25 protein-coding genes are annotated in these 25,774 nt (G+C 72.1%); 9 read left to right on the top strand and 16 right to left on the bottom strand.

Annotated features, from left to right (window positions below; genetic code table 11):
* Positions 1–67 precede the first annotated feature (67 nt).
* The gene (locus tag H343_RS31360; protein ID WP_037904202.1) at positions 68–475 is read right to left on the bottom strand and encodes a gas vesicle protein GvpO; all 408 of its coding nucleotides are present in this window, start codon (positions 473–475) and stop codon (positions 68–70) included.
* Between the two features lie 93 nt (positions 476–568).
* Between H343_RS31360 and H343_RS35995 the strand changes: the two genes are divergently transcribed.
* Positions 569–1,102 (top strand): MFS transporter, encoded by a 534-nt coding sequence (locus tag H343_RS35995; protein ID WP_078505833.1) that lies wholly within the window; start codon positions 569–571, stop codon positions 1,100–1,102.
* A gap of 93 nt (positions 1,103–1,195) precedes the next feature.
* A complete protein-coding gene (locus H343_RS0118150) occupies positions 1,196–2,104 on the top strand; it encodes a MerR family transcriptional regulator (RefSeq protein WP_028432313.1) in 909 nt (302 codons plus the stop codon).
* 111 nt (positions 2,105–2,215) lie between these two features.
* Here the strand turns inward: H343_RS0118150 and H343_RS0118155 are convergent, their stop codons facing one another.
* From H343_RS0118155 to H343_RS0118170, 4 genes are all read right to left on the bottom strand, one after another.
* Complete coding sequence (locus H343_RS0118155; RefSeq protein WP_028432314.1) at positions 2,216–3,037, bottom strand: carbohydrate ABC transporter permease; 822 nt, start codon at positions 3,035–3,037, stop codon at positions 2,216–2,218.
* Positions 3,034–3,864 carry a carbohydrate ABC transporter permease gene (locus tag H343_RS31365; protein ID WP_051265515.1) on the bottom strand — a complete coding sequence of 277 codons (831 nt, stop codon included), beginning with the start codon at positions 3,862–3,864 and terminating at the stop codon, positions 3,034–3,036. The genes H343_RS0118155 and H343_RS31365 overlap by 4 nt, the downstream gene beginning before the upstream one ends.
* Positions 3,865–4,094: 230 nt before the next feature.
* Positions 4,095–5,531 carry an extracellular solute-binding protein gene (locus H343_RS0118165; RefSeq protein WP_051265477.1) on the bottom strand — a complete coding sequence of 479 codons (1,437 nt, stop codon included), beginning with the start codon at positions 5,529–5,531 and terminating at the stop codon, positions 4,095–4,097.
* A 65-nt stretch (positions 5,532–5,596) separates the two neighbouring features.
* A complete protein-coding gene (locus tag H343_RS0118170) occupies positions 5,597–6,706 on the bottom strand; it encodes a PfkB family carbohydrate kinase (protein WP_028432316.1) in 1,110 nt (369 codons plus the stop codon).
* Between the two features lie 167 nt (positions 6,707–6,873).
* On the opposite strand from H343_RS0118170, the gene H343_RS0118175 reads away from it, so the two are divergent.
* Both H343_RS0118175 and H343_RS0118180 read left to right on the top strand, forming a co-directional pair.
* Positions 6,874–7,638 carry a DeoR/GlpR family DNA-binding transcription regulator gene (locus tag H343_RS0118175; protein WP_028432317.1) on the top strand — a complete coding sequence of 255 codons (765 nt, stop codon included), beginning with the start codon at positions 6,874–6,876 and terminating at the stop codon, positions 7,636–7,638.
* Positions 7,635–9,011: a 6-phospho-beta-glucosidase gene (locus tag H343_RS0118180; RefSeq protein ID WP_028432318.1), complete on the top strand. Its 1,377-nt coding sequence runs from the start codon at positions 7,635–7,637 to the stop codon at positions 9,009–9,011. The genes H343_RS0118175 and H343_RS0118180 overlap by 4 nt, the downstream gene beginning before the upstream one ends.
* A 45-nt stretch (positions 9,012–9,056) precedes the next feature.
* Here the strand turns inward: H343_RS0118180 and H343_RS0118185 are convergent, their stop codons facing one another.
* Complete coding sequence (locus H343_RS0118185) at positions 9,057–9,875, bottom strand: SRPBCC domain-containing protein (protein WP_028432319.1); 819 nt, start codon at positions 9,873–9,875, stop codon at positions 9,057–9,059.
* A 131-nt stretch (positions 9,876–10,006) separates the two neighbouring features.
* Positions 10,007–10,954, bottom strand: a complete 948-nt coding sequence (locus H343_RS0118190; RefSeq protein ID WP_028432320.1) for a 2-hydroxyacid dehydrogenase — start codon at positions 10,952–10,954, stop codon at positions 10,007–10,009.
* Between the two features lie 165 nt (positions 10,955–11,119).
* Between H343_RS0118190 and H343_RS31370 the strand changes: the two genes are divergently transcribed.
* The 3 genes from H343_RS31370 (at position 11,120) to H343_RS0118205 (ending at position 14,539) form a co-directional block, all read left to right on the top strand.
* Entirely contained in the window at positions 11,120–12,571 is a 1,452-nt protein-coding gene (locus H343_RS31370; RefSeq protein ID WP_051265479.1) for an MFS transporter, read from the top strand.
* Positions 12,572–12,604: 33 nt separating this feature from the next.
* Positions 12,605–13,366 (top strand): IclR family transcriptional regulator, encoded by a 762-nt coding sequence (locus H343_RS0118200; RefSeq protein WP_486586942.1) that lies wholly within the window; start codon positions 12,605–12,607, stop codon positions 13,364–13,366.
* Positions 13,367–13,483: 117 nt separating this feature from the next.
* Positions 13,484–14,539 carry a sulfotransferase family protein gene (locus H343_RS0118205; RefSeq protein WP_486586943.1) on the top strand — a complete coding sequence of 352 codons (1,056 nt, stop codon included), beginning with the start codon at positions 13,484–13,486 and terminating at the stop codon, positions 14,537–14,539.
* Between the two features lie 39 nt (positions 14,540–14,578).
* On the opposite strand, the gene H343_RS31375 is transcribed toward H343_RS0118205, so the two are convergent.
* Complete coding sequence (locus H343_RS31375) at positions 14,579–15,697, bottom strand: DUF2330 domain-containing protein (RefSeq protein ID WP_158679578.1); 1,119 nt, start codon at positions 15,695–15,697, stop codon at positions 14,579–14,581.
* A 409-nt stretch (positions 15,698–16,106) separates the two neighbouring features.
* Here H343_RS31375 and H343_RS0118215 point away from each other — a divergent pair, with 409 nt between their 5' ends.
* Positions 16,107–16,985, top strand: a complete 879-nt coding sequence (locus H343_RS0118215; protein WP_028432323.1) for an amidohydrolase family protein — start codon at positions 16,107–16,109, stop codon at positions 16,983–16,985.
* A 39-nt stretch (positions 16,986–17,024) separates the two neighbouring features.
* Here the strand turns inward: H343_RS0118215 and H343_RS31380 are convergent, their stop codons facing one another.
* From H343_RS31380 to H343_RS0118250, 7 genes are all read right to left on the bottom strand, one after another.
* On the bottom strand, positions 17,025–18,047 hold the full coding sequence (locus tag H343_RS31380; RefSeq protein ID WP_037904203.1) for an ABC transporter substrate-binding protein: 1,023 nt from the start codon (positions 18,045–18,047) through the stop codon (positions 17,025–17,027).
* A 148-nt stretch (positions 18,048–18,195) separates the two neighbouring features.
* On the bottom strand, positions 18,196–19,053 hold the full coding sequence (locus H343_RS0118225; protein ID WP_051265483.1) for an ABC transporter permease: 858 nt from the start codon (positions 19,051–19,053) through the stop codon (positions 18,196–18,198).
* Positions 19,050–19,814, bottom strand: coding sequence for an ABC transporter ATP-binding protein (locus H343_RS0118230; RefSeq protein ID WP_028432325.1), 765 nt, complete (start codon positions 19,812–19,814; stop codon positions 19,050–19,052). The genes H343_RS0118225 and H343_RS0118230 overlap by 4 nt, the downstream gene beginning before the upstream one ends.
* On the bottom strand, positions 19,811–20,452 hold the full coding sequence (locus tag H343_RS0118235; protein ID WP_028432326.1) for an RraA family protein: 642 nt from the start codon (positions 20,450–20,452) through the stop codon (positions 19,811–19,813). The genes H343_RS0118230 and H343_RS0118235 overlap by 4 nt, the downstream gene beginning before the upstream one ends.
* Positions 20,449–21,204 carry a PIG-L deacetylase family protein gene (locus tag H343_RS0118240; RefSeq protein ID WP_051265486.1) on the bottom strand — a complete coding sequence of 252 codons (756 nt, stop codon included), beginning with the start codon at positions 21,202–21,204 and terminating at the stop codon, positions 20,449–20,451. Before H343_RS0118240 ends, H343_RS0118235 begins: the two co-directional genes overlap by 4 nt.
* The gene (locus tag H343_RS0118245) at positions 21,201–22,166 is read right to left on the bottom strand and encodes a DUF6282 family protein (RefSeq protein ID WP_028432328.1); all 966 of its coding nucleotides are present in this window, start codon (positions 22,164–22,166) and stop codon (positions 21,201–21,203) included. Before H343_RS0118245 ends, H343_RS0118240 begins: the two co-directional genes overlap by 4 nt.
* Before the next feature lie 270 nt (positions 22,167–22,436).
* Positions 22,437–23,108, bottom strand: coding sequence for a GntR family transcriptional regulator (locus H343_RS0118250; RefSeq protein WP_486586944.1), 672 nt, complete (start codon positions 23,106–23,108; stop codon positions 22,437–22,439).
* A gap of 77 nt (positions 23,109–23,185) precedes the next feature.
* On the opposite strand from H343_RS0118250, the gene H343_RS31385 reads away from it, so the two are divergent.
* Positions 23,186–24,055 (top strand): DUF1932 domain-containing protein, encoded by an 870-nt coding sequence (locus tag H343_RS31385; protein WP_051265487.1) that lies wholly within the window; start codon positions 23,186–23,188, stop codon positions 24,053–24,055.
* A gap of 21 nt (positions 24,056–24,076) precedes the next feature.
* On the opposite strand, the gene H343_RS0118260 is transcribed toward H343_RS31385, so the two are convergent.
* Positions 24,077–25,732: an FAD-binding dehydrogenase gene (locus H343_RS0118260; RefSeq protein ID WP_028432330.1), complete on the bottom strand. Its 1,656-nt coding sequence runs from the start codon at positions 25,730–25,732 to the stop codon at positions 24,077–24,079.
* Between the last annotated feature and the right edge of the window lie 42 nt (positions 25,733–25,774).

Genomic DNA, 25,774 nt, shown 5'->3' on the forward strand with positions numbered 1-25,774 from the left:
TCCCTTCTCATTGAGGTGGCCCACGGGGCCGTTTCACGGGTGGGAACGGGCGGGGCCGCCCGCGCCGTCACTTCCGCTCGCCGACCTGCCCCCGCGCGTAGCGTTCGGTGCGCTCGTAGCCGAGCAGGTTGCCGCGGCCGTCGAGCTGCACCCGGTAGGAACCCATCACGCTGGTGGTCTCCGGGATGCGCTCGACCTCGACCACTTCGACGCTGGCCGTCCAGCCTTCGCTCGTCGGCTTGACGGAGGAGACGGAGCCGGGCTCGCACTGGAGGAGCTCGGCGAGCTGTGCGGCGGCGCGCCGCATCGCCTGCCCTACGGAGACGCGTTCGTCCTGGGCCTCGCGGTCGCGTTCTCGGTCACTCTCGCGGGCGCGCTCGCGGGCGGGCTCGCGGCCGCGGTCGGGCTCTTTGCCCGGCCTCGCCCTGTCACGGTCCGAGCTGCTCCTTCGCTCTTTGTCACCTGTGGCCGCCATCTCATCACCCCTGTCTCAACGGCAGGTTCGAACCCTCTTGCGGGTCTCTCCGCGACGTGCGGAGTCGGCTGGGTGCCCAGGGGGCGCACACCTATGCGCCGCGACGGCCACGAATCGCACACGAGTTCCGCCACGGCACACACACGACGGGCACACACCGGGCGGCGGAGGCAGGAAGAAGGGGCGGAGACCAGGGCCGGGCCGCCCTCCCGTAACGTTCACGCATCGCGCGGTGACCGTCTGCGCGGTGCGGGGCCACGGACCCGGTCAGTGACGCCTCCACCCGGACCCCGGCCTCGGTCAGTGCCTCTCGCCAGCCCCGGGCGCGCTGTTCGGCGGAGCCGGCTGATCGGCCCGGAGGCGCTGCCGCCGGCGGTGCGCGGCCCCGCGATGAGCCTGGCTACGACGGCGGTGTGGGGATTCGACCTGCCGATCGCGTTGACGGCTCTGACGGCCGTGGACGCCTTCGGGCGTACGGCCACGTTCCTCGTCCACGCGGCGATGAACGCGGCGTGCTGGATCTTCGTGCTGCGCCGGGTCCCGGAGACGCGGGGACGCACGCTGGAGGAGATCGAGCAGGCGCTGCGCCGTCCCTCGGGCGGAGGCAAGCAGCACACGGACGTGTGAGGGAGGCCGCTTCGAGGCGGCGGGCTGCGAGAAGGAGCCGGGCGGTACCGCCGCCCTTGAGTCTCCAGCAGGTGGAAGGTCCACACTCCCGGCATGAACGACGAACACCCGGACCGTCTCACCATCGGGCAGCTCGCCGCCCGGACCGGCGTCGCCGTACGCACCGTCCGCTACTGGTCGGACAGCGGGCTGCTGCCGCCCGCGGAACGGTCCGCCGGCGGCTACCGGCTGTACGGCGCCGAGGCCGTCGCCCGCCTCGAACTCGTCCGCACCCTGCGGGAGCTGGGGCTGGGCCTGGAAGAAGTGAGCCACGTCCTGGGCAGCGAGTCCACGGTCGCGGAGGTCGCCGCGGCGCATGTCGCCGCTCTCGACGCCCGCATCCGCGCCCTGAGGGTGAACCGGGCCGTTCTGTCCACCGTCGCACGACGCGGTTCCACCGCAGAGGAGACAGCACTGATGAACCAGCTCGCACGGCTTTCGGTCGACGAACGCAGGCAGATCATCGAGGACTTCATGAAGGAGGTGGCCGAGGGACTGGACAGCGCCCCCGGCATCGCAGAGCGCCTGGAGCGCTCGCCGCTCGAACTGCCCGACAGCCCCACGGCCGAGCAGGTCGACGCATGGCTCCAGCTCGCCGAGCTGATCCAGGATCCCGGCTTCCGCTCCCGGATGCGCAGGATGCTGGAGCTGACCGGTCCGCGGAACCGGGCGGCCGGCTCCGTGTGGTGGGCCCGCCAAGTGGTGGAGACCGTCGGTGAGTCCAGGGAGGCAGGAGTGGAACCCGAAGGCCCGGGCGGTTCCGAGGTACTGGCCGAACTGTTCGGCGACGCCGACAGGGCCGCGATTCTGGTGGCCGTGGAGGCGGGGCTGGACGCGGACGCCGAGCGGTACTTCGGCCTCTTCCGCGCCGTGAAGGGGCACGAGCCCCTCCCCTCGCGGGCCGACGACCACCTCTGGCTGGCGCGGGCGCTGCGGGCCGAGGTGCGTGCGGCGTCGGCGTAGACCGTGCGGGGCGGGTCCGTGGTGCCGGGGCGCTCCCGCACCACGGCCCCTGCTGCGTCGCCCGTCACCGGGACGACCGGGCGCCCCACCGGGACGGGCGCCGCCCACGGCTCATTCCTTCACCGCTCCGGTCAGCATCCCCTCGATGAACCGCCGTTGCAGCGCCACGTACACCACGACCACCGGCAGGGCGATGAGCACCGAGGCCGCGGCGAGGAGTGCCGTGTCGGAGCTGTGCTGTCCCTGGAAGAAGGCCAGGCCGAGCGGGACCGTACGGTGTGCCTCGTCGCTGACCATCACCAGCGCCATGAGGAACTCGTTCCAGGTCCACATGAAGACGATGACCACCATGGTGGACAGCGCGGGCCGCCCCACGGGAAGCAGGACGCGCCACAGCACGGTCCAGCTGGAGGCCCCGTCGATACGGGCGGCCTCGATCAGGGAGCGCGGGCTGCCGCGGAAGTACGTACGCATCCAGAACACGCCGAATGCCAGCGACTGCGCGGTCTGCGGGAGGATCAACGCCCAGTAGGTGTCCGTCAGTTCCCAGTACCGCAGGTCGAAGTAGAGCGGGACGACCAGGGCTTCCTGCGGAAGGGTCAGGCCGAGGACGAAGAGGTGGAAGAGCAGGTTCGAGCCGGGGAAGCGCATCGCCCCGAACGCGTACGCGGCCGGCACCGCCAGCACGACGGTGGCCGCGACGACGGCCGCGGTGACGAGGAGGGAGTTGCCGAGGTACCCGCCGAAGTGGCCGCGCGTCCAGGCGTCTGCGAAATTGGCCCAGTTGAGGCCGTCCGGCAGGGAGAAACCCGTGGCCGGGGAGGTCCGGCTCCCGAAGGCGGAGGAGAGGATGCCCGCCACCGGTGTGAGGCTGATGACGGCGAAGAGAGCCAGAATGCCGTAGGTGACGCCGCGTTCGAGCCGGCCGGTCATCGTTCCCGTCCTTCCGCGAGCCGGGCGACGGTGACCGTCAGGGCGAAGATCAGCACGGTCAGGCCCACGCCCATCGCCGCCGCGGAGCCGACCTCGTTGGTCTCGAACGCACGGCGGTAGACCTCGTAGGCGGGAACCGAGGTGGAGTTGCCGGGGCCGCCGCCGGTGGTGACGTAGATCAGGTCGAAGTTGCGCAGCCCGGCGATGATGGTGAGGGTCAGCGCCACCGCGATCTGGGGGCGGAGCCCGGGGAGGGTGACGGCGGAGAACTCCCGCAGCGCGCCCGCCCCGTCCACGCGTGCCGCCTCGTACAGTTCGCGCGGTATCCGCTGCGCGCCCGCGAGGAAGAGCACCACGCACAGACCGGTCCCCACCCAGGTGCCCACGGCGCCGACAGCGGGAAGCGCCCAGGTGTGGTCGCCGAGCCAGGCGCGGGTCAGGGACTCCAGACCGACGGCCCTCAGGATGTCGTTGAGCAGACCGTCCGGCGCGAGGATCGAGCGCCAGGCGACGCCGACGACGACGAGCGCCAGCACCTGCGGCAGAAACAGCACGGTGCGGAAGAACGTCATCCCCCGCACCCGGAAGCGGGTCAGCGCCGCGGCGAGCAGCAGACCGAGTGCGACGGGGAGCGCGGCGTAGAACAGCAGCAGCACCAGTGCGTTCACGAACGGGGCGCGCAGCGAGGGATCGGTCAGCAGGTCACGGTAGTTGCCGCCTCCGGCCCAGGTGGCGACGGTCAGGCCGTCCCAGTGCAGCAGCGAGAGCCACACGGTCTGGCCGAGGGGGACGAGCAGGAAGACGGTGTAGAGGGCGAGTGCGGGCAGGACGTAGAGGTAGCCGACGGCGCGGGGCTGCCCCGGCGAGCGACGGCGGTAGCGCTCGGCGGCCCTGCGCCGCGCACGCCCGGCAAGCCCGGTCCCGGTCCCGGTCCCGGTCCCTTTGCCGGCTCGCCTTCCGGCTCCTGCGCCGCCCTCTCCGCCCGCGCCCGGCGCGTCGGAACCGGCGGGGGACCCGGTGACCGGCGGGTTCGCCGGCGGAGTGGTGGACGCGCCGTTCACGGCCGGGACTTCCCATCCGCGCGCTGCTCGTCCCGGAAGTCGGTGTACGAACGCTGCATCCTCTCCGCCAGCTTCCCGGGGGAGACGCCGCCGTCGATGACGCCCTGCAGGTCCGCCGAGAGGGAGTCGTAGAAGGTGGGTGTCGTGTAGTCGAGGTACGGAACGAGTCCGTCGGACTCGTTCAACTCGCGCCAGCCGTCGACCATTCGGGCGTCGACACTGCCTTCGGGCACCTCGTCGGCGGCCGCGCCGGGAACCGCGGGCAGCACCCCTTCCGCGGTCATCACGCGGGCGGCGTGCTCGTCGGTGATGAAGTCGAGGTAGGCGGCGGCCACATGGGGGTGCCGGGAGCGGGAGGTGATGGACCATGCCAGCCCCTGCCCGCCGGTCGTCACCGGGGCCGCCCCCTCCTTCACCGGCGGTGGCGGCATGAAGCCGAGCTTGTCCCCCATGGGCTTCTTCAGGTCGGCGAGCTGCCAGGTGCCGGTGATGAGGAAGGCCCCCTCGCCGCCTGCGAACTTCTTGGCCGCGGCGTCGTATCCGGTGCCGTTCGCGCCGCCGGGGATGTAGCCGCGCTTCTTCCAGTCGGCGAGCGTACGTGCGGCCTCGCGCGTCGGGTCGTTGTCGAAGCCCTTGCCGCGGCCGAGGACGCTCGCGCGGGACTCCTGGGCTCCTCCTGCCTGGTTCTGCAGCACCCCGAAGGTGTGGATCGCCGGATACTTGTCCAGGTTGCCGAACTGGACGGGGAGTTCGCCCTCGTCCTCGATGCGGGGCAGCGCGGCGGTCAGGTCGTCCCAGGTCTTCGGCGGCTGCACGCCTGCCTTCTCCAGCACGTCCTTGTTGTAGTAGACGCCGATGTACTCACCGGTCTGGGAGATGCCGTAGAGCCGTCCTGTGCCGAAGTGGCGGCCGTCGGCGGAGACGCGGTTGAGGTTGAGCAGGGGCGCCGGATAGCGGGTGTTCCAGGCGTAGATGCCCGCGTAGTTGTCGAGCGGGCTGAGAAGTCCCGCCTTCACGAACGCCACCATGTCGGAGTAGCCCTGGTTGGCCTGGACGACGTCCGGCGGCCTGTTGCCCGATATGGCCAGCTTGAGGGTGGTCTTCAGGTCGGAGAAGCTGCGGGCGACGCGCTTGATGCGGACGTTGGGGTACTTCTCCTGGAACTCCTTGTTCAACTGCTCCAGTTCGGCGTTCTGCCCCCCGCGCACCTCCTGGTCCCAGACGGTCAGCGTGACCTTGCCCGCCCGTGCCGGGTCCGGCACGGAGGTTGCGGCCGAGCCCGGGACGCCCGCGCCCGCCGCCCCGGAGCCGTCGGTGCCGGGCACGCACGCGGCGGCGAGCAGGGCCGCACCGGTGGCCAGGACGAGCGGGACGGTGCGCCGGCGGACCGCGGCGGCGCGGCCCGTGGTGGCCCTCCGGCTCACAGGGCGCATGGTCTCTCCTCTCGGCGTCCCGCACGCGGTGGTACGGGCGGCCCGCGCCCGTACGGCCGCGCCCGTCAGGACGAACGGAATCCGATGGTCGGTGTGGCCCGCCGCAGCGAAGCCGCCCGGTCGGCTCCGGGCAGCAGGTCGGACAGGAACCGGTAGCGCCGCATCACGTCCTCGCCCTGTCCTCCGCAGCGGGTGGCGTACTGCCACCAGGCGGCGACCTCGGGCCAGCCGGGCGCGGAGAGCGAGCCGCCGAAGTGCTGCACGGACAGCGCGGCGGTGAGGTTGGCGAAGGCGAGACGGTCGGCGAGCGGCCAGCCCGCGAGCGTTCCGCTGATGAATCCGGCGACGAAGACGTCGCCCGCGCCCGTCGGGTCCAGCGCCTCGACGGACAGTGCGGGGACGTCGGCCCTCTCGCCCGTCAGGGAGTCCACGGCGACGGCACCTCCCGCCCCCTTGGTGACCACGGCGATCGGGACGAGTTCGGCCAGCGCCCGCACCGCCGCTTCGGGGCTGTCGGTACGCGTGTAGTGCTGCGCCTCGGCGGCGTTGGGCAGGAACGCGTGGCAGTAGGAGAGGTCGGCGAGCGTGTCGGGGTCCCATGCGCCGGTCTCGTCCCAGCCGACGTCGGCGAAGATCTTGCTGCCCTCGTCGTGCGCCTCGCGTGCCCAGCCCTCCAGCCGCCCGGGGCTCAGCGCGGTGAAGCAGGCGCGGGAGCGGGGGCGTTGGGCGACGCTCACGCAGGGTGCCGGGGCCTCGTGGCCGTGGGAGACCATGGTCCGCTCCCCCTCGTAGGCCATGGAGACGGTGACCGGCGAGTGCCAGCCGGGGGCACGGTGGGAGGGGGCGAGATCGATGCCCTCGCTGTCGGCCAGCGACTCCCAGCAGTAGTCGCCGTAGACGTCGTCGCCGAAGGCCGCGGCCAGCGAGGTGCGCAGGCCCAGGCGGCGCAGCGCGGTGGCCATGTTGGCCACCCCGCCGGGGCTGGAGCCCATGCCGCGGGCCCAGGACTCGGTGCCGCGGACGGGCGCGTGGTCGAGGCCGGTGAGGATGATGTCAAGGAAGACGGTTCCGGTCAGGAAGACGTCCCGCTCCGGGCCGCCGTCGTCGCGCAGCTCGGCCAGCGGGTCCAGGGCCGCTGTCGTCGGCGCCGGATGCGCGCTCCCCGTCGTGCTCACTGCTCTTCCGCCCCTCCCGCGACCCGGTCGCCCCCGTCCCGGTCCCCTCCCGGGAGCCGGCGACCGGGAATGTCGTTGCTGAGCGGTACCTTGCACGTCAGAGCTGGGACTTGCAAGAGCCCGCTCATACTCGCGCAGAGTCGCTCAAGCACGCTACATTGCCGAGCATGTTGCGCGAGATCCGCCACGAGCGGCTGCTGCGGCTGCTGCGCGACGAAGGCGTGCTGCCGGTCGGGCAGATCGCCCAGCGGCTCGGCGTCAGCGAGGCCACCGCGCGCCGCGACCTGAACGACCTGGGCAGAGCGGGCAGGCTGAGGCGGGTCTACGGCGGCGCCGTCGTCAGCCGCCCCGTGGAGCGGCCCTTCGCCGACGAGGAGGGCGACGACCTCGACGACAAGCACGCACTCGCCCGCCGTGCGGCCGCGACGGTCGAGGACGGGGAGGTGGTGCTCCTCGACATCGGCACCACGGTCCTTCAGCTGGCGCGGCACCTGCGCGGGCGCCGGATCACGGTGGCGACGAGCAATCTCGCCGTCTACGAGGAGCTGCGGGACGACGCCGAGGTCTCCCTCGTCCTGCTCGGCGGCCGGGTGCGCCGCAACTACCGTTCGCTGGTGGGCCGTCTGACCGAGTCGAGTCTCGCGCAGCTCTACGCCGACCGGCTCTTCCTCGGCACCAGCGGCGTGCTGCCCGACGGCCGGGTACTGGACACCACCGACGTCGAAGTGCCGGTCAAGCAGGCCATGCTGGCCTCCGCCCGGCAGGCGGTGCTGCTCGCCACCGCGAAGAAGTTCCCCGGTACGGGGACGGCCCGCGTCTGCGGGCCGCAGGACATCGACGTACTGATCACGAACCGGACATCCGACCCGGGCACCCTCGCGGTCTTCCGTGAGGCCGGGGTGGAGGTAGCTGTGGAGGGGACCGAGTCATGAGGCTGACCGTGCTGGGCGGCGGCGGATTCCGGGTGCCGCTGGTGCACCGGGCGCTGCTGGAGGACTCCGGCGATCCGGCGGGGCGCGTCACCGAACTCGTCCTGTACGACACCGACCGGGGGCGGCTGGACGCCGTCGGGGCGGTCCTCGCCCACCAGGCCGAGCGGCACCGTGCCGGGCCGCAGGGACCGGGGCCGCACCAGGGACGTCCGGCGCCCGCCGTGCGCACCACCACCGACCTCGACGAGGCGCTGCGCGGCGCGGACTTCGTCTTCTCCGCCATCAGGGTCGGCGGCCTCGCGGGCCGTACGCGTGACGAACGCGTCCCGCTCGCCGAGGGTGTCCTCGGCCAGGAGACGGTGGGCGCCGGCGGAGTGCTCTACGGGCTGCGCACGCTTCCCGTCGCCGTGCGCATCGCCGAACGGGTCGCCGAACTGGCCCCCGACGCCTGGGTCATCAACTTCACCAACCCGGCCGGCATGGTCACCGAGGCGATGTGCCGCGTCTTCCGCGACCGGGGCCTGGGCGACCGGGTGATCGGCATCTGCGACTCCCCCGTCGGGTTGTGCCGCCGCGCCGCACGCGCCGTCGGCGCCGACCCGGACCGCGCCGACTACGACTATGTGGGCCTCAACCACCTCGGCTGGCTGCGCCGCGTCGTGGTGGACGGACGTGACCGACTGCCCGGACTGCTCGCCGACACCGGCCGCCTGACCTCCTTCGAGGAAGGCAGGCTCTTCGGTGCGGACTGGCTGCGCACCCTGGGCGCGCTGCCCAACGAGTACCTGCACTACTACTACTTCAACCGGGAGGCGGTGGCCTCGATCCGGCGGGCCGAGGCCACCCGTGGAGAGTTCCTCCACCGCCAACAGGCCCGTTTCTACGACGAGTCGGACCCCGGCAACCCCTCCGGGGCGCACGCCGCGTGGGAACGTACGCGCAGGGAGCGCGAGGAGACCTACATGGCCGAGAGCCGTGAGGCGACCGGCGGCTGGGAACGCGACGCCTGCGACCTCGAAGGCGGCGGCTACGACCGCGTGGCCCTGGCGCTGATGCGCGCCGTCTCCCGCAACGAGCGCACGACGCTGATCCTGAACGTGCCCAACCGCACCGCCGTTCCCGGCCTCGACGCCGACGCCGTGGTGGAGGTGCCCTGCCTGGTCGACGCGGGCGGCGCCCGCCCGCTGTCGGCGGGTGCCGTCGCCCCCGACCAGCTGGGACTGATGCTCACTCTGAAGTCCGTCGAACAGGCGACGATCGAAGCGGCGGCCGGCGGCTCACGCGGCGCCGCACTGCGTGCGCTCGCCCTGCATCCGCTCGTGGACTCGGTGCGGGTGGCGGAGCGCATCCTGGACGCGGCGGGCGGCTTCTGAGCGGAGCGCCCGCCCGGCAGGAGGGCCGGTCACGAGGGGGCCCGGTCACTGTCCGGGGGCCTGGCCACCGCCCTCCAGCACGGACTTGAGCTCGGAGAGGATCATCACCCAGCCGCCGCTGACGGCTCGCAGCATCCTGCTGTCCCAGCTGTCGAAACCGTCGTGCGTGATGGTGAGTTTCACGCCCAGCCCGGGCTCCTCGGCGGGAGCGATGTCGAAGGTGACCTTCGAGGTCTCCTTGCGCGCCTGCTCGAACTCCTCGTCCGTCATCTCGATCATGCCGCGGTGCGCGGGCTGCATGGGGTGCCAGGTGTAGGAGAGCCGCCGGCCCGGCTCGGCCTCCAGCACGCGCTGGCCCAGCTCCTCGAACTCCCCCGCGGGGTCCGACTTCCAGCGCACGGGCGAGCCCACCTCCCAGGTGGAGTCCGGGCCGGTGCCGTGCATGTACTGCTCGATGAACTCCGGGTCCGTCAGGGCCCGGTAGAGCTCCTCGGGTGTGGTGCGGATGTAGATCACGTAGACGAACTCGGGCTTCGCCCCTGGCTGCGGCATGGCGGGTCCTTCCTCCAGCGAGTGCTTCAGCGTGCCGAGCGCCGCCAGCCGGGCGCGCTCGTAGCGGCCGATCCAGCGGTCGGCCACTTCGTGGATGGGCACGGGGTTGAGGTAGTGCAGCTTCTCGCGGCCGTGCCGGACGGTGCTGACCAGGCGAGCCGATTCCAGCACCGCCAGGTGCTTGGTCACGGCTTGTCTGCTCATCGCCAGGCCCTCGCCGAGTTCGCGCAGGCTCTGCCCGTTGCGGGCGTTGAGTCTGTCGAGCAGCCGTCTGCGGCTCGCGTCGGCGAGTGCCCTGAACACCTCGTCCATGGTCATGCGGAAAGAATAAGCAACCAGATGGTTGCATGTCCAGCGCCAGGCGGGACAACGTCCTCCCGCGCCTCACACCAGGTGTGCGGCGCGGGAGGGAGGGTCCGTCCGGTGCGGGCGCGGGGAATGCCTCAGTCGCGGGGAAAGGCGTTCAGCAGCGGCTCACCGGCGGCAAAGCGGCGCACCTGCTCCACGATCAGCCGCTCCGCACGGGGCCGGAACGCGGCGGAGCCGCCCGCCACGTGCGGAGTGATCAGCACGCCGGGACAGTCGCGCAACGGGTGGCCGCCCGGCAGCGGTTCGGGGTCGGTGACGTCGAGGGCCGCCCGCAGCCGCCCGGTTCGGGTCTCGGCGAGGAGCGCCGCGCTGTCGAGCGTACGGCCCCGGCCGACGTTGACCACGAGCGCGCCGTCCGGCAGCGCCGCGAGTTCCTTCTGGCCGAACATGCCTGTCGTGGCCGGGGTTTCGGGCAGGACGAGCACGGCGATGTCCACGTCCGGCAGCAGCCGGGGCAGGTCGGTGACGGGCCGGACGTCCTCGTCCGGACGTGCCCTGCGGGCCACGCGTACGACCTCCGCCTCGCAGGCCAGAAGCCGCCGCTCCAGGGCGGCGCCGATGGAACCGTAACCGATGACCGCCACGCGGCTGTCGGCGAGCGAGCGGGTGAAGTGCGGTTCCCAGCGGCCGGCTTGCTGGTCGGCGACCCATCGGGGCAGGTCGCGCTGTGCGGCGAGGACGAGGCCGAGGGCGTGTTCGGCGGTGCTGGCGTCATGCAGTCCGCGTCCGTTGTGCAGACGGACACCGTCGGGCAGCAGCGGCTGCAGCTTCTCGACCCCGGCGCTGAGCGACTGCACCGCGCGCAGCGCGGGCAGCCGGGGCAGCAGGCGTTCGGCGCCGGGGACCGCGTACGGGACAACCCACAGACGGGTCGACTCCAGTGCCCTCGCGGGCAGTTCGTCCTCGGGCGTGAGCCCGTCCCAGACGTGCGCGCGCACGCCCTGCGGCCACGGTCCGTGCCGCCCCTCGAGGCCGGACCAGGGCAGCAGTACGTCGACGGTCTTCTCGTGGTGCTCGGGCATCGGTGGGCGGCCTCCCGTTCCTGGGGCTGATCACGTCGGCGTTTCCGGACGGCGCGTGCGACGAGGGAAACATGCACACGGCATTGACCGGCCGGGGCGCCCGCTCGTAACGTCCTTCCCGCCCAGTGAAACACTTTCCATCCCACGGAAAAAGGGGGTCCGGGAATGACGGCGGTCTCTCCCTCCCGCGCCGGAGGCGGCGGCTTCTGGTCCTCGACCCGCGCCCGGTATCTGATGCCGATCGCGTTCGTCACGTACTCGCTCGCCTACCTCGACAAGTCCAACTACGCGATCGCCTCCGCCGGCGGCATGGCCGAGGAGCTCGGCCTCTCCGCCGGGCTCGACTCCCTCATCGCCGCCTCCTTCTTCCTCGGATACTTCTTCTTCCAGATCCCGGGGACGATCTACGCCGAGCAGCGCAGCGTGCGCCGCATGGTCGCCGGGTCGACGATCGCCTGGGGCCTGCTCGCGACGGTCCAGGGCATGCTCAGCAGTCCGGGCCAGCTGATAGCGGTGCGCTTCATGCTCGGCGTCGTCGAGGGCGCCGTACTGCCGTCCCTGGTGGTGCTGCTGAGCCGCTGGTTCACCAAGGGCGAGCGCGGACGCGCCAACACCCTTCTCATCCTGGGCAATCCGATCACCGTGATGTGGCTGTCCGTCGTCTCCGGATGGCTGATCGAGATCTCGGACTGGCGGATGATGTTCATCGTCGAGGGCCTGCCGTCGGTCCTGTGGGGCCTGCTGTGCCTGCGCCTCATCAAGGACCGTCCCAGCGAGGCCCGTTGGCTGAGCGAGGAGGAGCACGCCGACCTGCGCGCCCGCCTCGCCCAGGAGCAGCGCGCCGCCGCCACCGCCCCCGGCTCGGCGATGACGGTCACCGACGTCGACGCCGGTACGCCCCGCTCCCCCGGCCAGAAGCACGACCCCGCAGCGCACGCCACGACCGCCGACGCGCCCCGCGCGACGGCCGCCGACTACCGCAGGGTGCTGCGTTCCCGCCCCGTCGCCGTGCTCGCCGCGCAGTACTTCTTCTGGTCGTTCGGCATGTACGGCTTCGTGTTCTGGCTGCCCTCCATCGTCAAGCAGGGCTCCGGCCAGGGCATCGGCGCGACCGGGCTGATCAGCTCGATCCCCTACGCCTTCGCCGTGCTGGCGATGCTGCTCAACTCCCGTGTCTCCGACCGCAGCGGACGACGCCGCGCCGCGGTGTGGCCGTGGCTCGGCGCGGGCGCCCTGGCGCTGTTCGCCTCCTATCTGGCCGGGGACAACTTCCCGCTGGCGCTGACCCTGCTTGTCGTCGCCGGACTGTGCATGTATGCCCCGTACGGCCCGTACTTCGCGCTCGTCTCCGAACTGGCGCCCGCCGGGGTCGCCGGAGCAGCCGTCGCCGCGGTCAACTCCTTCGGCGCCCTGGGCTCCTTCGCGGGCACCTATCTGGTCGGCTGGGTACGCGGCACGCCGCTGGGCGACGCGGGCGCCTTCGGCCTCATGGCTGTGTGCACGCTGATCTCCTCGGCTTTGATGTTCGGCGTACGGGAGCCGCGGGCGTCCGTGCCCGCGGGTACGGTGAACGGGCATTCACCCACGCATGCGGGCAGCGGCAGCCGGCGCGGCTGACCTGTACCGCACGACCACCGAGGAGCACCGACGGTGACCGCACCGCCCGGCGACGACATGCTCAGCCGGGGCCTGCGCCTGCTGACCGTACTCGCCGGCAACCCCTCGGGGCTGGGAGTCAGCGCGGCCGCACGCGCGGCCGGCCTGCCCGTCAGCAGCGCGCACCGGCTGCTGGGGCGGCTGGCCGCCGAGCGGTTCGTCGCCTACGACGAGGACACCCGGCGCTACGCCCTGGGCGTACGCGTCCTGGACTTCTCCCGCGGCTTCCAGCGCTCCCCCGCCGGCTATTCGGCGGCGGCCGGCCCGATGCGCCGCCTCGCCGCCCGTACCGGCCTGCCGGCGATCGCCGGAATCCTGGACGGCGGCGAGGTGCTGCTCGTCCTCAGCGTGCAGGGCAGCCAGCACCTCCAGCTGCGCAGCGCGGAGGGCACGCGCAACCCGTGGCACGCCACGTCGCTGGGCAGGGCTCTCGCCTCGGCGCTGCCCGGCCGCGAGGCGGAGGAGCTGCTCGGGAAACCCCTGCCCGCGGTAACGGCACGCACCGTCACCGACCCGGAGGCGCTGCGCGAGGAGCTGGCGCGCGTACGGGCGCGGGGCTGGGCCGAGGTGGAGGAGGAGAACGAGGTCGGGGTGCGCTCGATCGCGGCACCGGTGCCCTTGGCGGAGGGTTCGTCGCGTCCGCGCCTGGCGGTCTCGCTCGGCGCCACGGTCGTCCTCACCCAGAAGGAGGAACTCCACGGCCACGTCCCGGCGTTGCGGGACTGCGCTGAGGAGATCGCCGCCCTCATGGCCTGAAGTCTCCACCCTTTCGTGTGATCGTCCGCTGTGCCGGGTCGATCGCCGCGAGCAGGGTAGGGAGGTCAGGGACCGAAGCTGACCGGGCCCTCGGGCCGTGGGGGAGGAAACGAACAAGTGCGTACGGGCATCAAGACCTTGACCTTCGTCGTCGGCACCGGACGCAGCGGCTCGACCGCGCTGTCCGGGGTGCTGCGACTGCACCCCGACGTGCTCAGTCTCAACGAGCTGTACTCGTGCGTCGACGGCCCGCCGGCCCTCAGTGAACAGCCCATGACGGGGGCGGAGTTCTGGCGCTGCCTCCTGGAGCCGATGGAAGTCTTCGACCGCATGGTCCGCAGCGGCACCCCGCTCCCGGAGTTCCTCTACAACCGCCACCCGGAGTGGCGTTACTCGGCCGGGACGACCGGCATCCCCGCGATCAGCCTGATGACGCTGCCACATCTGAGCGACACCCCCGACGCGCTCCTGGACGCGCTGGAGCCGGAGGTGAGGGCATGGCCCGAACGGCCCGCGCCCCAGCACTGGGAGGCCCTCTTCGGAGCACTCGCCCACCGCGTCGGGGGCCGCGAGGCCGCCGTCGAACGCTCCGGCTACTCCCTGCACCGGGTGGACACCCTCCACCGGCTCTTCCCCGAGGCCCGGTTCGTGCACCTCTTCCGTGACGGCCCCGACTGCGCCCTGTCCATGAGCCGCCACAACGGCTACCGGATGATCTCGCTGCTGCGTGAGATCGGCAGGCGCTCCGGAGTCGGGTCGCTCTCCGAGCTGACCGAGGAGCACATCAAGGAACTGCCCGACGATCTGGCGCAGTTGCTCGGCCAGAGTTACGACCCCCGCCTCGTCCTGGACCGCGAGATGCCGGTCACCGGATTCGGCACCCTGTGGTCGGAGCTGATCACCGAAGGCATCGGCCACCTCTCGGCGGTCCCCGCCGAGCAGCGGACGACCCTGTCCTACGAGCGGCTCCTGGACGCGCCCCGTCAGGAGCTGGCGCGGCTGGCCGGTTTCATCGGCGTTCAGCCGCTGGCCGAGTGGCTCGAAGAAGGGGAGGAGCTGCTGGACGGAACGGGGCGGCGCGGCTCCGCACTGCGGCTTCCCCCGGCCGAACTGGCCGCGCTGCGTGAGAGTTGCGCGCCGGGCGAGGAGGTGCTGAATACCTCAGGGGGCTGAGAGCGGCACTCGGCAGTGTGAGCACGCTGCGCCCGCGTGTCACCGCCGCTGAGCCGGCCCCGGCACGGCGGCCCCGCGGGCGGCCTTCGTCCGGGCCCGTCCCCGCCGCCGGAACAGGCCCGCGCCAAGACCCGCCACCAGCGCGTTGAGGACGGCCAGGGTCGCGATCCAGACCGGGACACCTGCCCACGTCATGAGGCGGTCGTCGTGGATGACGGTACGGAACGGTGCGTCGGAGTGCGCACGACGCAGTACGTGGTCAGCGCCGGGCCGTACGGGCACCGCCAAGTTCTGGGCGTACTCGGTCAGATAGGCGCCTTCTCCCGCGAAGTCGCGGAGCGGGCCGGCGGGCGCGTCGATCCGGCCGGCGAACCTCAGCGAGGGCCCTTCGCCGCCGGGGGCGCCGCCCGGCGGACGCATCCGGTGTGCGGCCAGCACGTACAGGTTCAGACGCCGAGGCTGCTGCGTGCCGCGGGACAGCAGCACCGGCCGGATGAGCTCGTGGGAGGCGAAGGTGATGTGCAGCGGGTCTCGCGTCGTGCCCGGCGCGGTCCCCTCCTCGCCGTTCCCGGGCTCCGGCCGGACAGCGACGTACTCCCATCCTCGCTCCGCGTACGGCCGCAGGTCTGCGTCGAGCGAGGACGGCGGATCGAAGCCGTTGCCCCGGAGCCAGTCGCGCAGCGCCCGGGGGTCGGTGCCGGTGAGCCGCGCGACGTCACGCTGTCCGAGGCGCCTGCGCTCCACGACCTGGACCGGTGACGAAGAGGCCCGCCGCCCGGCCGGTCCGGCGGCCGGTGCCGGCGGGCCCGGGGAGCGCTCACCCGGCTCTGCGACCTCCCCCGGTGCGTCGGGGCGGGGCCAGTCGCCGGGCCGCGGCCAGAAATGACGCCGGTCCCGGTGGAGCGAAGGGGCAACCCTCGTCAGCTGTGTGAACAGCAGGCGGTCACCCAGGCGCACGCTCGCGCGGTGCGGCACCGGCATGATCCAGGCAGGCTCACCGGAACCGCCGCCGGCCGAGAGGCTGATGGCGACCTGCTGGGTGCGGCCGTCCCAAGTCACCGCCGTGGACTGCTGACCGGCCGCGACCGGCGGCCGGTACCGGGCGTCCGGGTCCGCGTAGGCGTGGGCGGGCCGTGCCGGCGCTGCGAGCCAGGTCACCAGCAGCATGGTGACCACGGCCCCGGCACGGCCGGGCCGCCCGCTCCCCCGCATCGTCCTCACGCCGCTGTGGACGAGGACGGGGAGGCGGCCGGTTCCGCGGGCCGGGATGCGGCGGTGCGGCGGTGCGGCGGGTAGAGCGGTACAGCGGTCGGGATGCGTACCGCCGGTGGAAGCCCGCCATGGGATGATCCGTGCACAGGCCGCACAGGCCGCACAGAGACGACGAGCCCCCGGGGCTCGTTCGCCACCTCACCGGGAGAGGAATGAGGACGAAGGACCTTCGCCGCCCCCCGGGTGGTCCGTACCGCCCGGACCGCGGCACGCCGCTGCGCGGGGCGGTCCGGTGAAGGAACCAGGCGTGGAGCACGAGCACGGCGGGGAATCCGGCACGGGCCCCTCCCCCGCGGTGCGGGAAGAGGAGCGCGCCGAAGTCGCCGCCTTCCGCCGGTCGCTGGGTCTGAGCCACCTCATCGACGTCCACACCCACTTCATGCCGCAGCGCGTACTGGCCAAGGTGTGGGCCTACTTCGAGGCGGGCGGCCCCCTCGTGGGGCGCCCCTGGCCGATCGCGTACCGGCACGCGGAGTCCGAGCGGCTCGAGGTGCTGAGGGGGTTCGGCGTCCGCGCGTTCACCTCGATGCTGTACCCGCACAGGCCCGGTATGGCGCGCTGGCTCAACGACTGGGCGGCCGGCTTCGCTTCACGGACGCCGGACTGCCTGCACACCGCCACGTTCTTCGCGGAGGCCGGGGCCGCCGACGACGTGCGCCGCGCACTGGACCAGGGCGCGCGGGTGTTCAAGTCGCATCTCCAGGTCGGCGGCTACGACCCCAACGACCCTCTCCTGGACGGCGTCTGGGGACTGCTGGCCGAGGCGGGGGTGCCGGTGGTGACGCACTGCGGTTCGGGACCCGCGCCCGGGGCGTACACGGGCCCCGCTCCCGTGGCGCGTCTGCTGCGGCGGCATCCGCGGCTGCCGCTGGTCGTCGCCCATCTGGGGACTCCGGAGTACGAGGACTTCCTCGCCCTGGCCGAACGCCACGAGCACGTCATGCTCGACACCACCATGGCGTTCACGGAGTTCGTCGAGGCCGTCGCCCCGTTCCCTCCGGAAGCCCTGCCGCGTCTCGCGGACCTCGGGGAGAGGGTCCTGCTGGGGACGGACTTCCCCAACATCCCCTATTCCTACGCCGACGCCCTGCGGGCACTGGAACGGACGGGGCTGGGCACCTCGTGGCTCCGCGCCGTCTGTCACGACAACGCGGCGCGGCTGTTCTGCCTGTGACAGGCACGTGCGGCGGGCCTTCGGCCCCGCCGCGTCCGGTCACGACTCCGCCTTGATCTCCCCGAACTTCGGTGCCGTCTCGACCAGTCCGCTGCTGCGGTGGAAGCGGCGCGCCGTCTCGTACGGTCCGCGCTCGACGGCCGGGGACTCGGGCATCTCCTTGCGCAGGATCGGCACCAGTGCGTCCAGCGCCTTGCTGTCGGTGTCCTTGAGGTACTTCTCCAGCAGCTCCCGCACCTTGTCCTCGTCACCGTGGATGTCGGCCTGCGCCCGCTTCATCGCACTCTGGAACCCGGCCACTTCGTCGGACTTCTTCTTGAGCAGCTCGTCCGTGGAGAACACCACCCCGTGCAGCGCACCCTTCATGTCGGGCACGTCTCCGGCCGCGGGGGATATCAGAATCCTGCCCGCGCCGTCCGCCTCGGCCTGCTGGCCGATGGGCTGGAAGAACGAGAGCGCGTCCACGCGGCCGGACTTGAGGGCACCGATCGCCGAGGTGGCGGCGCTGCCGAGGTTGACGAGTGTGGCGTCGGTCTTGGCCTTCCGCCCGATGCCGTCGAAGAGGTGCGCGATCAGAGCCTCCGTACCGCTTCCCGGCCCGGTGATTCCGATCTTCTTCCCGACGAGTGCCTTGGTGCGCTCCTCCAGGCTCGCCCCGTCGGACACGTCGAGCGACTTCCCCGCGACGATGTCCACGTAGTACTCGGTGACGAGGCTGGAGAGGACTCGGGCGCTCGGGTCCGACTGCGCGAGGTTGAAGGCGTCGGTGAGTACGCCCGCGCCCAGGTCGATGGAGCCGGACTTCAGCGCGGCGGCCACCTTCGCGCCGGTGCCCAGCCGCGGACGGTCGCCGAGCTTGATGCTCTCGTCCTTGAAGTAGCCCTTCTCCTCGGCGACGAACAGCGGGAAGAAGGCCACGGAGTTGCTGATCTGGCCGATGTTGAGCGTGCCTGCCTTGGTGGTCGACTGCTGCTTCGCGCAGCCCGCGGCCACCGGTGTGAGGAGTACGGATGTCGCCGCGAGAGACTTCAGCAGCGTCCTGCGCTCGATGTGAGTGTTCATGTTTCCAGCTCCAGTCGCTGAGGAATCGCGGAGGGATCGTGGGGGCCGGTGGAATCGGTGTAGGGCGGGATCCGGGACCGGTGGGACCGGCGGGGCGGGTGACCCGCCGGGGCGGACGGGACGGGGCGGTGGTGGAGCAGCCGGAGAGTCAGCCCTGTGCCTCGACCGGTTTCCACCTGTTGACGCGCCGCCCGATGAGGCCGACGAGGACGTTCAGGACCGCCGCGATGACACTGAGCACGACCAGCGTCGCGAACACCCCGGCGGTGTCGAACTGCGCCGCGGCGTCGTTGATGAGGTAGCCCAGGCCCTGGTTGGAGGCCACCAGCTCACCGATCACCGCCCCGATCAGTGCGTAGGGGATGGCGACCTTCAGCCCGGTGAGCACACCGGTCATCGAGGACGGGAGCACGACCTTCAGCGCGATGTCGCGGCGGTTTCCGCCCATCAGCCGCACCGCGTCGACGAGGCCCCGGTCCACTTCCCGTACGCCTGCCGCCGTGTTGAGGAAGACCAGGAAGAACACGGTCGCCGCCGCGAGCAGCACCTTCATGTGCATGCCGATGCCGAACCAGACGATGAACAGCGGCGCCAGGGCCACCTTCGGGATCGAGTAGAGCGCCATCATGAACGGGTCCACCACGCGGTAGGCCAGCTGGAGCGAGGCCAGCAGGAACCCCGCGAGCGCGCCCGCGGCGGCGCCGAGGAGGAAGCCGTAGACGATCTCCTGGACGGTCACCCAGCTGTGTTCCCAGAGGGTGCCGTCGCCGGACCACTCCCCGAGCCGTGCGGCGATGTCGCTGGGCCTGCTGGTGAAGGTGAGGTCGAAGAGGCTGCCCGCGGCCATCTCCCAGCCCGCGAGCAGCACGACGACCAGCGCAAGGCGCAGACCCCACACGGTCGTGGTGCGCCCGTGCCGCTGCCACCAGGTGCGCTCCACGGGAATGCGCACGGGGCCGCCGCTCCCGGAAGCCCGCTCCTGCGGGGTCACGAGCTGTTCCGTCATGACGAACCCTCCTTGAGCGCGGCGGCCATCGCGGTGTGCAGGCCGACGAACGCCGGGTCGACGCGCAGCGCGTCCACGGAGCGCGGGCGGGGCAGATCGATTCTCTGGTCGGTGACGACCCGGCCCAGTCCCCCGAGCACCACGATGCGGTCCCCGAGCAGCAGGGCCTCCTCGATGTCGTGGGTCACGAACACCACGGTCTGTCCGCTGCCCTGCCACAGCCGCAGCAGCTCCTCCTGGAGCTCGGTGCGAAGCTGTGCGTCCAGCGCACCGAACGGCTCGTCCATGAGGAGCGTGCGGGGCGTGCCCGCGAGCATGCGCGCGAGACTCGCGCGCCGCCGCATGCCACCGGAGAGTTCGCGCGGGTAGTGCTTCTCGAAGCCGTGCAGGCCGACGCGCTGCACGAGTTCGGCAGCCGTGCCCCGGCGCTCGGCGGCAGGGACACCGCGGATCTCAAGCGGCATCTCGACGTTGCGCAGCACGTCCCGCCAGGGCATGAGCGTGTCGGACTGGGTGAGGTAGCCGATGTCGTTGTCCGGTCCGCTCAGCTTCGCCCCGCGGTAGGAGACCGTGCCCTCGGTGGGCCGGGTGAGTCCCGCGAGGAGGTTCAGCATCGTGGACTTGCCGCAGCCGCTGCGTCCCAGAACAGTGAGGAATCCGCCTTCCTCGACGGTCAGCGAGAAGTCCCGCAGGGCGACGATCGCCTGGTCGTCCTTGGCGAACTGCTTGGTGAGGCCCTCGGCTCTCAGTACGGCTGTCATGACGGGGCTCCCGACCGCGGCTTCCCGTCCGCCTCGCGCATGCCGTAGGCGTCGTAGCTGAACTCGCCGGCGGCCCAGCGAGAACGCAGGCCCTCCTCCTTGGCGAGCCGCTGCCGCACGGCGTGGACGGTCTCCTCCAGGTCACCGGCCGCGACGGCGGTGACTCCGTCGTCGTCGAGGACGAGGACGTCGCCGGGCTCGATCACCGTGCCGCCGATCTCCACCGGTGTGTTCACGCTGCCGCGCTCGCTCTTCGCGGCGCCGCGGGCGCGGCGCCAGCGCGTCCACACGCCGTAGTCGAGGCGTGCCAGCTCGGCGCTGTCGCGCACCGCCGCGTTCACCAGCACCGCGGCGGCTCCGCAGGCGGCGGCCTGGGTCGCGAGCAGGTCACCGAAGAGGGCCACCGGTTCGGGCTCCGGCATGGTCAGCACCAGGACCTCACCGGGGCGCAGATGTGTCATCGCCTCGTGCACCGCCCGGTTGTCGCCCTGGCCGCACAGCGCGACGCGCGCCGGCCCGGCGGTGCGGCGGCCGGGGCTGAGCGGGGTCCAGTCGGTGTCGAGGAGGCCGCGCCGGCCGTACGCCTCGTAGACCGTGGCCACGCCGGCGTCCGCGAGCTCGGTGAATGCGGCGCTCACAGGGCACCGACCACGTTCGGCAGGAGGCGCTGGAAGGCCTCGGCCTGGCGGATGTCCTGGTCACCGGTGACCTTGCGGGCGTGGTTGCCGCGCTGGTCGGCACGTTGCGCGTAGTACTCCTGGAGATACTGCTGAGCAGCCATGCAGCTCATGGCGTCGACCTTACGTTTGAATACGGGCGTTATGTCCACATAGACGGATGGTGTGAAAGCACACAGCTCGGGCTGATGCGGCTCGAAGACCAGGAACTCCGACGGCGGAGCCGTACGGAAGCCGCTGGCGACGCCGGCCCCGGAGGTCAGCAGGCGGGCACGGGCCACCGCCTCGTGCGCGACCGGATGGTCGGGGTTGAACGGGTCCTTCTCGGGGTGGGTGAGCACCACATGAGGGGCGAAGTCGCGCATCAGCTCCGCGAGTTGACCGACGGCCTCCGCGTCGACGCGGAGCGGGTAGTCGCCGAGGTCGAAGGCGCGGAACTCGGCGCCCACGACAGCGGCGGCCCTGGACGCCTCCTCGTGCCGGATGCGCTTGACGTTCTCCTCGGTCTGGCCCTCCTGCTTCCACAGCACCCCGGATTCGCCACGCTCACCGTAGGAGAGCGCGACGACGAGGGCCTCGCCCCCCGCCGCCGTGTGCGCGGCGACGGCGCCGGCGGAGCGCCAGACGAAGTCGGCACTGTGGGCACCGACCACGAGCATGCGGCGCCCGTCCGCGCCGTTCCCGCCGCTGCCGTCCGCAGGGGTCCCGTTCATTCCCGGCCCGCCTTCCCGTGGTGTGCGGGGGCGCCCGGCAGCGGGTCCGCGCCGACGAGCCACCGGCTGTTGTGGACGGTCATGGTGCGCACGTCCTCCTCCCCGAAGCCCTCGGCGAGCAGGAAGTCCGCGCACAGGGCGAGCCCGTCCTCGACCGGGGGGTTGAAGGGCTGGCCGAGGTCGCTGGAGATCACGGAGTGCTCCGGACCGGCCTCCCGGATGGCGTGGAACCACACGTCCCACGCGACTTTGCCGGTGTACGGCGTGGTGAAGCAGCGCTCCAGGAGCGCGCCCTTCCGCGCGAGCTGCTGCTGGCGCTCGACGGCGACGCGCTGCGAGGTGAACTCCGGGTGCGTGACCACGATCCGCTCGACGCCCTCCTCGGCCGCCGCCTCCACGGCCACAGCGATCTCGTCGGCGTGCAGGTGGCCGGTGGCCAGAACCATGCCGTGCCGTGCGATCAGCCGGAAGACCTGCCGCGCGGCGGGCACGACGCCGCCGTCCGCGCCGATCACGTGCACGGGATCGGCCGCCATGCCGTCCGCGCGCAGGTCGTCCTGGAGCCTTGCCCACATGGGAGGAGTGGCTCCGGGCGGCTCGGCGGCCTGGCACTCACGCTGGTTGGCGCTGTCGACCGTGGGCAGCCAGACGAACTTCGCACCGCCCCTGCCCGCGATCTCGACGGCGATGGGGTTGAGTCCGCCGACGGAGGCGTTCAGCGTGATGGCGCCGAGCGCGGTGGCTGACTGCTCGGCCCGGCGGACGACGGCGGCGCGCTCCGCGGTCGGGGCGTAGTGCGACTTGAGAACGAAGCCGGCCAGGCCGACCGCTGCGAATCTCTCCGCGAGAGTCACGTCGTCGATACGGCGGCCCATCACATCCGGTGCCACGTGGATGTGTACGTCGTACGCCCCCCGCACCAGTTCCCTGGCTCGGTCGGACGGCTGGGGATGCTCGGCCATGACTCTCCTTCGCGGCGCCCCGTGCGGCTTCTTTGCAGCCATAATCTCCGCTCAGATTGTTAACAATCTTGGCTACAGCGGTCAAGGGGTCGTGCACAGCGAGAAGGGAATCGGGAGGCGCCCGGCCTTGCCGCCCCGGCCGCCGGGCACGCCGGACGGCAGCGGACCGGGGCGGAGGACCCGCCAGCGCGGGCACCCGTCGGCAGGAACACCGCACCCCGGGTGGGAGCCGCGGCGCGGCTTCCACCCGGGGTGCGGGTACCGGCAGGGTCAGGCTCCGGGTACGGAGCCCGAGCGGTCCACCTCCCGGAGCGCCTCGATGACGCTGCGCAGGTGGGCGCGGGCGGCGCGCTCCGCACTCTCCGGGTCGTGACTGCAGACGCCGTCGATGATCGCCAGATGCTCGGGCAGGGACACCGAGGGCCGCCCCGGGTGCATCGCCAGCCGGAACTGGTGACGGACGTTCTGCCCGCGCAGCCGCTCCAGCACCTGGGAGGCGGTGCTCTGGCCGGCGATCTCCCGTACCCGGCGGTGCAGTTCCTGGTTGAGCGAGGAGTACCCGAGAAGGTCCCCGTCCCCCACGGCCCGGCGCATGGACTGGCCCAGGGCACGCAGTTCGCCGATCTCCTCGCCGGTGACGACCTCTGCGGCCTTGGCCGCGCAGAGCCCCTCCAGCACCATGCGGACCTCGGAGATCTCGATGGCCTCCGCCAGCGAGACCGCGCGCACGCGGGCCCCGCGGTTCTGTATCCGCTCGACCAGCCCTTCGTTGGTCAGCTCCAGCAGCGCCGAGCGCACGCTGGCCCGGCTGGCGGCGAACTGCGTGGAGAGATCCGCCTCCACGAGCCGCTGGTTGGGCACGAACTCGCCCCGGATGATCGCCTCACGAATGGCCTCCACCAGCGGCAGCCCGGCCCCGTTCCGTGCCCCGTCCTCTGCCACGATCGCCCCGGTTCCTCTCCGCTCCACAGATGCACACCGATATTGTCAACAATTTTGTGCAGGCTTAGTGTAGCGGCATGCTCCCGGACGGATCACCGAACGCCGATGCCCCCGGCCCACAGTCCCCCACCGTCGTAGCCGTCCTCGGGCTCGGAGAGGCCGGCGGCTCGCTCGCCGCCGGTCTGGCGCGCGCCGGTGCGATCGTACGCGGCTACGATCCCGCAGCGCTGTCCGCACCGGCCCACGGTGCCGGCGTACCGGGCATCACCACGGCGCGTGGCGTGACCGTGCCGGAAGGCGTCACCGCGACGGACAGCGAGGCCGCCGCGGCGGACGGAGCCGGCCTCGTGCTCAGTGTGAACAGCGCCTCGGCCGCTGACGGCGCACTCCGTGCCGCCCTCCCTTCAGTGCGGCCGGGAGCCCTGTGGGCAGACCTCAACACCGCATCGCCGGGCACCAAACGGGACCTCGCCCGCACGGCCGCCGAACACGCCGTGCCCTTCGCGGACGTGGCCGTCATGGCCCCCGTGCCGGGTCGCGGACTGCGGGTGCCGATGCTGGCGAGCGGAGACGGCGCAGCGCGGACGGCCCGGCTGCTGGGCGACCTGGGGGCGTCCGTCGAGTGCGTCGAGGGCGGGCCGGGCACGGCAGCCGAGCGCAAGCTGCTGCGCAGCGTGTTCTTCAAGGGGCTCGCAGCGGCTGTGGTCGAGGCGCTGACGGCAGCACGCGCGGCCGGCTGCGAGGACTGGCTCCGGGAGAACATCGCCACGGAGCTCGCACGGGCGGACGCCTCGACGGTCGAGCGCCTCGTGGAGGGCACCCACCGGCACGCGGTCCGCCGTACGGCCGAGATGGCCGCGGCGGCGGCCATGCTCGAAGAGCTGGGGATTCAGCCCTCCGTCGCCGGTGCCAGCCGGGACCTGCTGGCTCGGCTGGCGGCCGGGTGACGGACACCGGCGTCCCGCTCGCTACGCCACCGCCTTCGCGGCAGCCCTCCCCGCCGTGCGCCCGGAGAAGAGGCAGCCCCCCAGGAACGTCCCCTCCAGAGAGCGGTATCCGTGGACGCCTCCGCCGCCGAAGCCGGCCGCCTCCCCCGCCGCGTACACACCCGGCAGCGGCTCTCCGCCCTCCGTGAGCACCCGCGCGTCGAGATCCGTCTCCAGCCCGCCGAGCGACTTGCGCGTCAGGATGTTCAGCCGTACGGCGATCAGCGGCCCCGCCTTGGGGTCGAGGAGCCGGTGCGGACTCGCGACCCTGATCAGTCTGTCCCCCAGGTACTTGCGCGCACCGCGGATCGCCGTCACCTGGGAGTCCTTGGTGAACGGGTTGCGGATCTCCCTGTCGCGTGCCTCGATCTCGCTCCGCAGCACGGCCTCGTCGATGAGCTTGTCGCTGGTCAGTTCGTTCATCCGCCGTACCAGGGCGCCCAGTTCACGCTCGATGACGAAGTCCGCACCGTGGTCCATGAACGCCTGCACGGGCCCCGGCGCACCCGAACTCGCCCGTGCCAGCACGCCCCGGACGTCCTTCCCCGTCAGGTCGGGGTTCTGCTCGGACCCGGAGAGAGTGAACTCCTTCTCGATGATCTTCTGGCTGAGCACGAACCACGTGTGGCCGTGCCCCGAGCGCATGATGTGGTCGAGCGTGCCGAGGGTGTCGAAGCCGGGGTGGAGCGGTACGGGCAGCCGCTTGCCGGTGGCGTCCAGCCACAGCGACGACGGGCCGGGCAGGATGCGGATGCCGTGCAGGTTCCAGATCGGGTCCCAGTTCTCGATGCCCTCGGTGTAGTGCCACATCCGGTCGCGGTTGATCACACGGCCGCCCGCCTGCTCGGTGACGCCGAGCATCAGGCCGTCCACGTGCGCGGGCACCCCGGAGAGCATGCGCTCGGGCGGAGTGCCCAGCCGCCGCGGCCAGTTGGCGCGGACGAGGTCGTGGTTGCCGCCGATGCCCCCCGAGGTGACGATGACGGCCTGCGCGCGCAGTTCGAACGAGCCGGCGACGTCGCGGCTGCTCGCCCTGCCGCGTTCCGCGTCGCTGGGGCGGAGGATCTCGCCGGTGACGGTGTCGACGCTGCCGGACCCCCGGGAGAGCCCCGTGACGCGGTGCCGGAAGCGCAGTTCGACGCTCCCCCGCTCGGCACCCGCCCGTACGCGCCGCTCGAAGGGCTCGACGAGCCCGGGACCGGTGCCCCAGGTGATGTGGAAGCGGGGCACAGAGTTGCCGTGTCCGTTCGCGCCGTAGCCGCCGCGCTCCGCCCACCCCACGACGGGGAAGATCTTCAGACCCTGCTGCCGCAGCCAGGCGCGCTTCTCAGCGGCCGCGAAGTCGACGTACGCCTCCGCCCAGCGGCGCGGCCAGTGGTCCTCGTCGCGGTCGAAGCCCGCCGTGCCCAGCCAGTCCTGCCAGGCCAGTTCGTGGCTGTCGCGGATGCGGAGCCTGCGCTGTTCCGGGGAGTCGACGAAGAAGAGACCTCCGAAGGACCAGTGGGCCTGACCGCCCAGGGACTGTTCGGGTTCCTGGTCGAGGAGGATCACTCTGCGTCCGGCGTCGGCCAGTTCGGCCGTGGCGGCGAGCCCGGCGAGTCCCGCTCCGATCACGATGACATCGGCGTCGTAGGCCATGCGTCCCACCTGTTCCACCCGGTCCGCTCCCGGCTGCCCACC

It is taken from the genome of Streptomyces sp. TAA204 (genome assembly GCF_000424965.1).

Bases quoted from the DNA above. Each gene is read 5' to 3' on its own strand.
- H343_RS0118175 (WP_028432317.1), top strand. From the start codon at position 6,874: ATGTTGCGCGAGATCCGCCACGAGCGGCTGCTGCGGCTGCTGCGCGAC.
- H343_RS31385 (WP_051265487.1), top strand. From the start codon at position 23,186: ATGCTCCCGGACGGATCACCGAACGCCGATGCCCCCGGCCCACAGTCC.
- H343_RS0118230 (WP_028432325.1), bottom strand. From the start codon at position 19,814: ATGACAGCCGTACTGAGAGCCGAGGGCCTCACCAAGCAGTTCGCCAAG.
- H343_RS31360 (WP_037904202.1), bottom strand. From the start codon at position 475: ATGGCGGCCACAGGTGACAAAGAGCGAAGGAGCAGCTCGGACCGTGAC.
- H343_RS0118260 (WP_028432330.1), bottom strand. From the start codon at position 25,732: ATGGCCTACGACGCCGATGTCATCGTGATCGGAGCGGGACTCGCCGGG.
- H343_RS31370 (WP_051265479.1), top strand. From the start codon at position 11,120: ATGACGGCGGTCTCTCCCTCCCGCGCCGGAGGCGGCGGCTTCTGGTCC.
- H343_RS0118190 (WP_028432320.1), bottom strand. From the start codon at position 10,954: ATGCCCGAGCACCACGAGAAGACCGTCGACGTACTGCTGCCCTGGTCC.
- H343_RS31380 (WP_037904203.1), bottom strand. From the start codon at position 18,047: ATGAACACTCACATCGAGCGCAGGACGCTGCTGAAGTCTCTCGCGGCG.
- H343_RS0118165 (WP_051265477.1), bottom strand. From the start codon at position 5,531: ATGCGCCCTGTGAGCCGGAGGGCCACCACGGGCCGCGCCGCCGCGGTC.
- H343_RS0118155 (WP_028432314.1), bottom strand. From the start codon at position 3,037: ATGACCGGCCGGCTCGAACGCGGCGTCACCTACGGCATTCTGGCTCTC.
- H343_RS35995 (WP_078505833.1), top strand. From the start codon at position 569: ATGCGCCGCGACGGCCACGAATCGCACACGAGTTCCGCCACGGCACAC.
- H343_RS0118240 (WP_051265486.1), bottom strand. From the start codon at position 21,204: ATGAACGGGACCCCTGCGGACGGCAGCGGCGGGAACGGCGCGGACGGG.
- H343_RS0118180 (WP_028432318.1), top strand. From the start codon at position 7,635: ATGAGGCTGACCGTGCTGGGCGGCGGCGGATTCCGGGTGCCGCTGGTG.
- H343_RS0118245 (WP_028432328.1), bottom strand. From the start codon at position 22,166: ATGGCCGAGCATCCCCAGCCGTCCGACCGAGCCAGGGAACTGGTGCGG.
- H343_RS0118150 (WP_028432313.1), top strand. From the start codon at position 1,196: ATGAACGACGAACACCCGGACCGTCTCACCATCGGGCAGCTCGCCGCC.
- H343_RS0118225 (WP_051265483.1), bottom strand. From the start codon at position 19,053: ATGACGGAACAGCTCGTGACCCCGCAGGAGCGGGCTTCCGGGAGCGGC.
- H343_RS0118185 (WP_028432319.1), bottom strand. From the start codon at position 9,875: ATGGACGAGGTGTTCAGGGCACTCGCCGACGCGAGCCGCAGACGGCTG.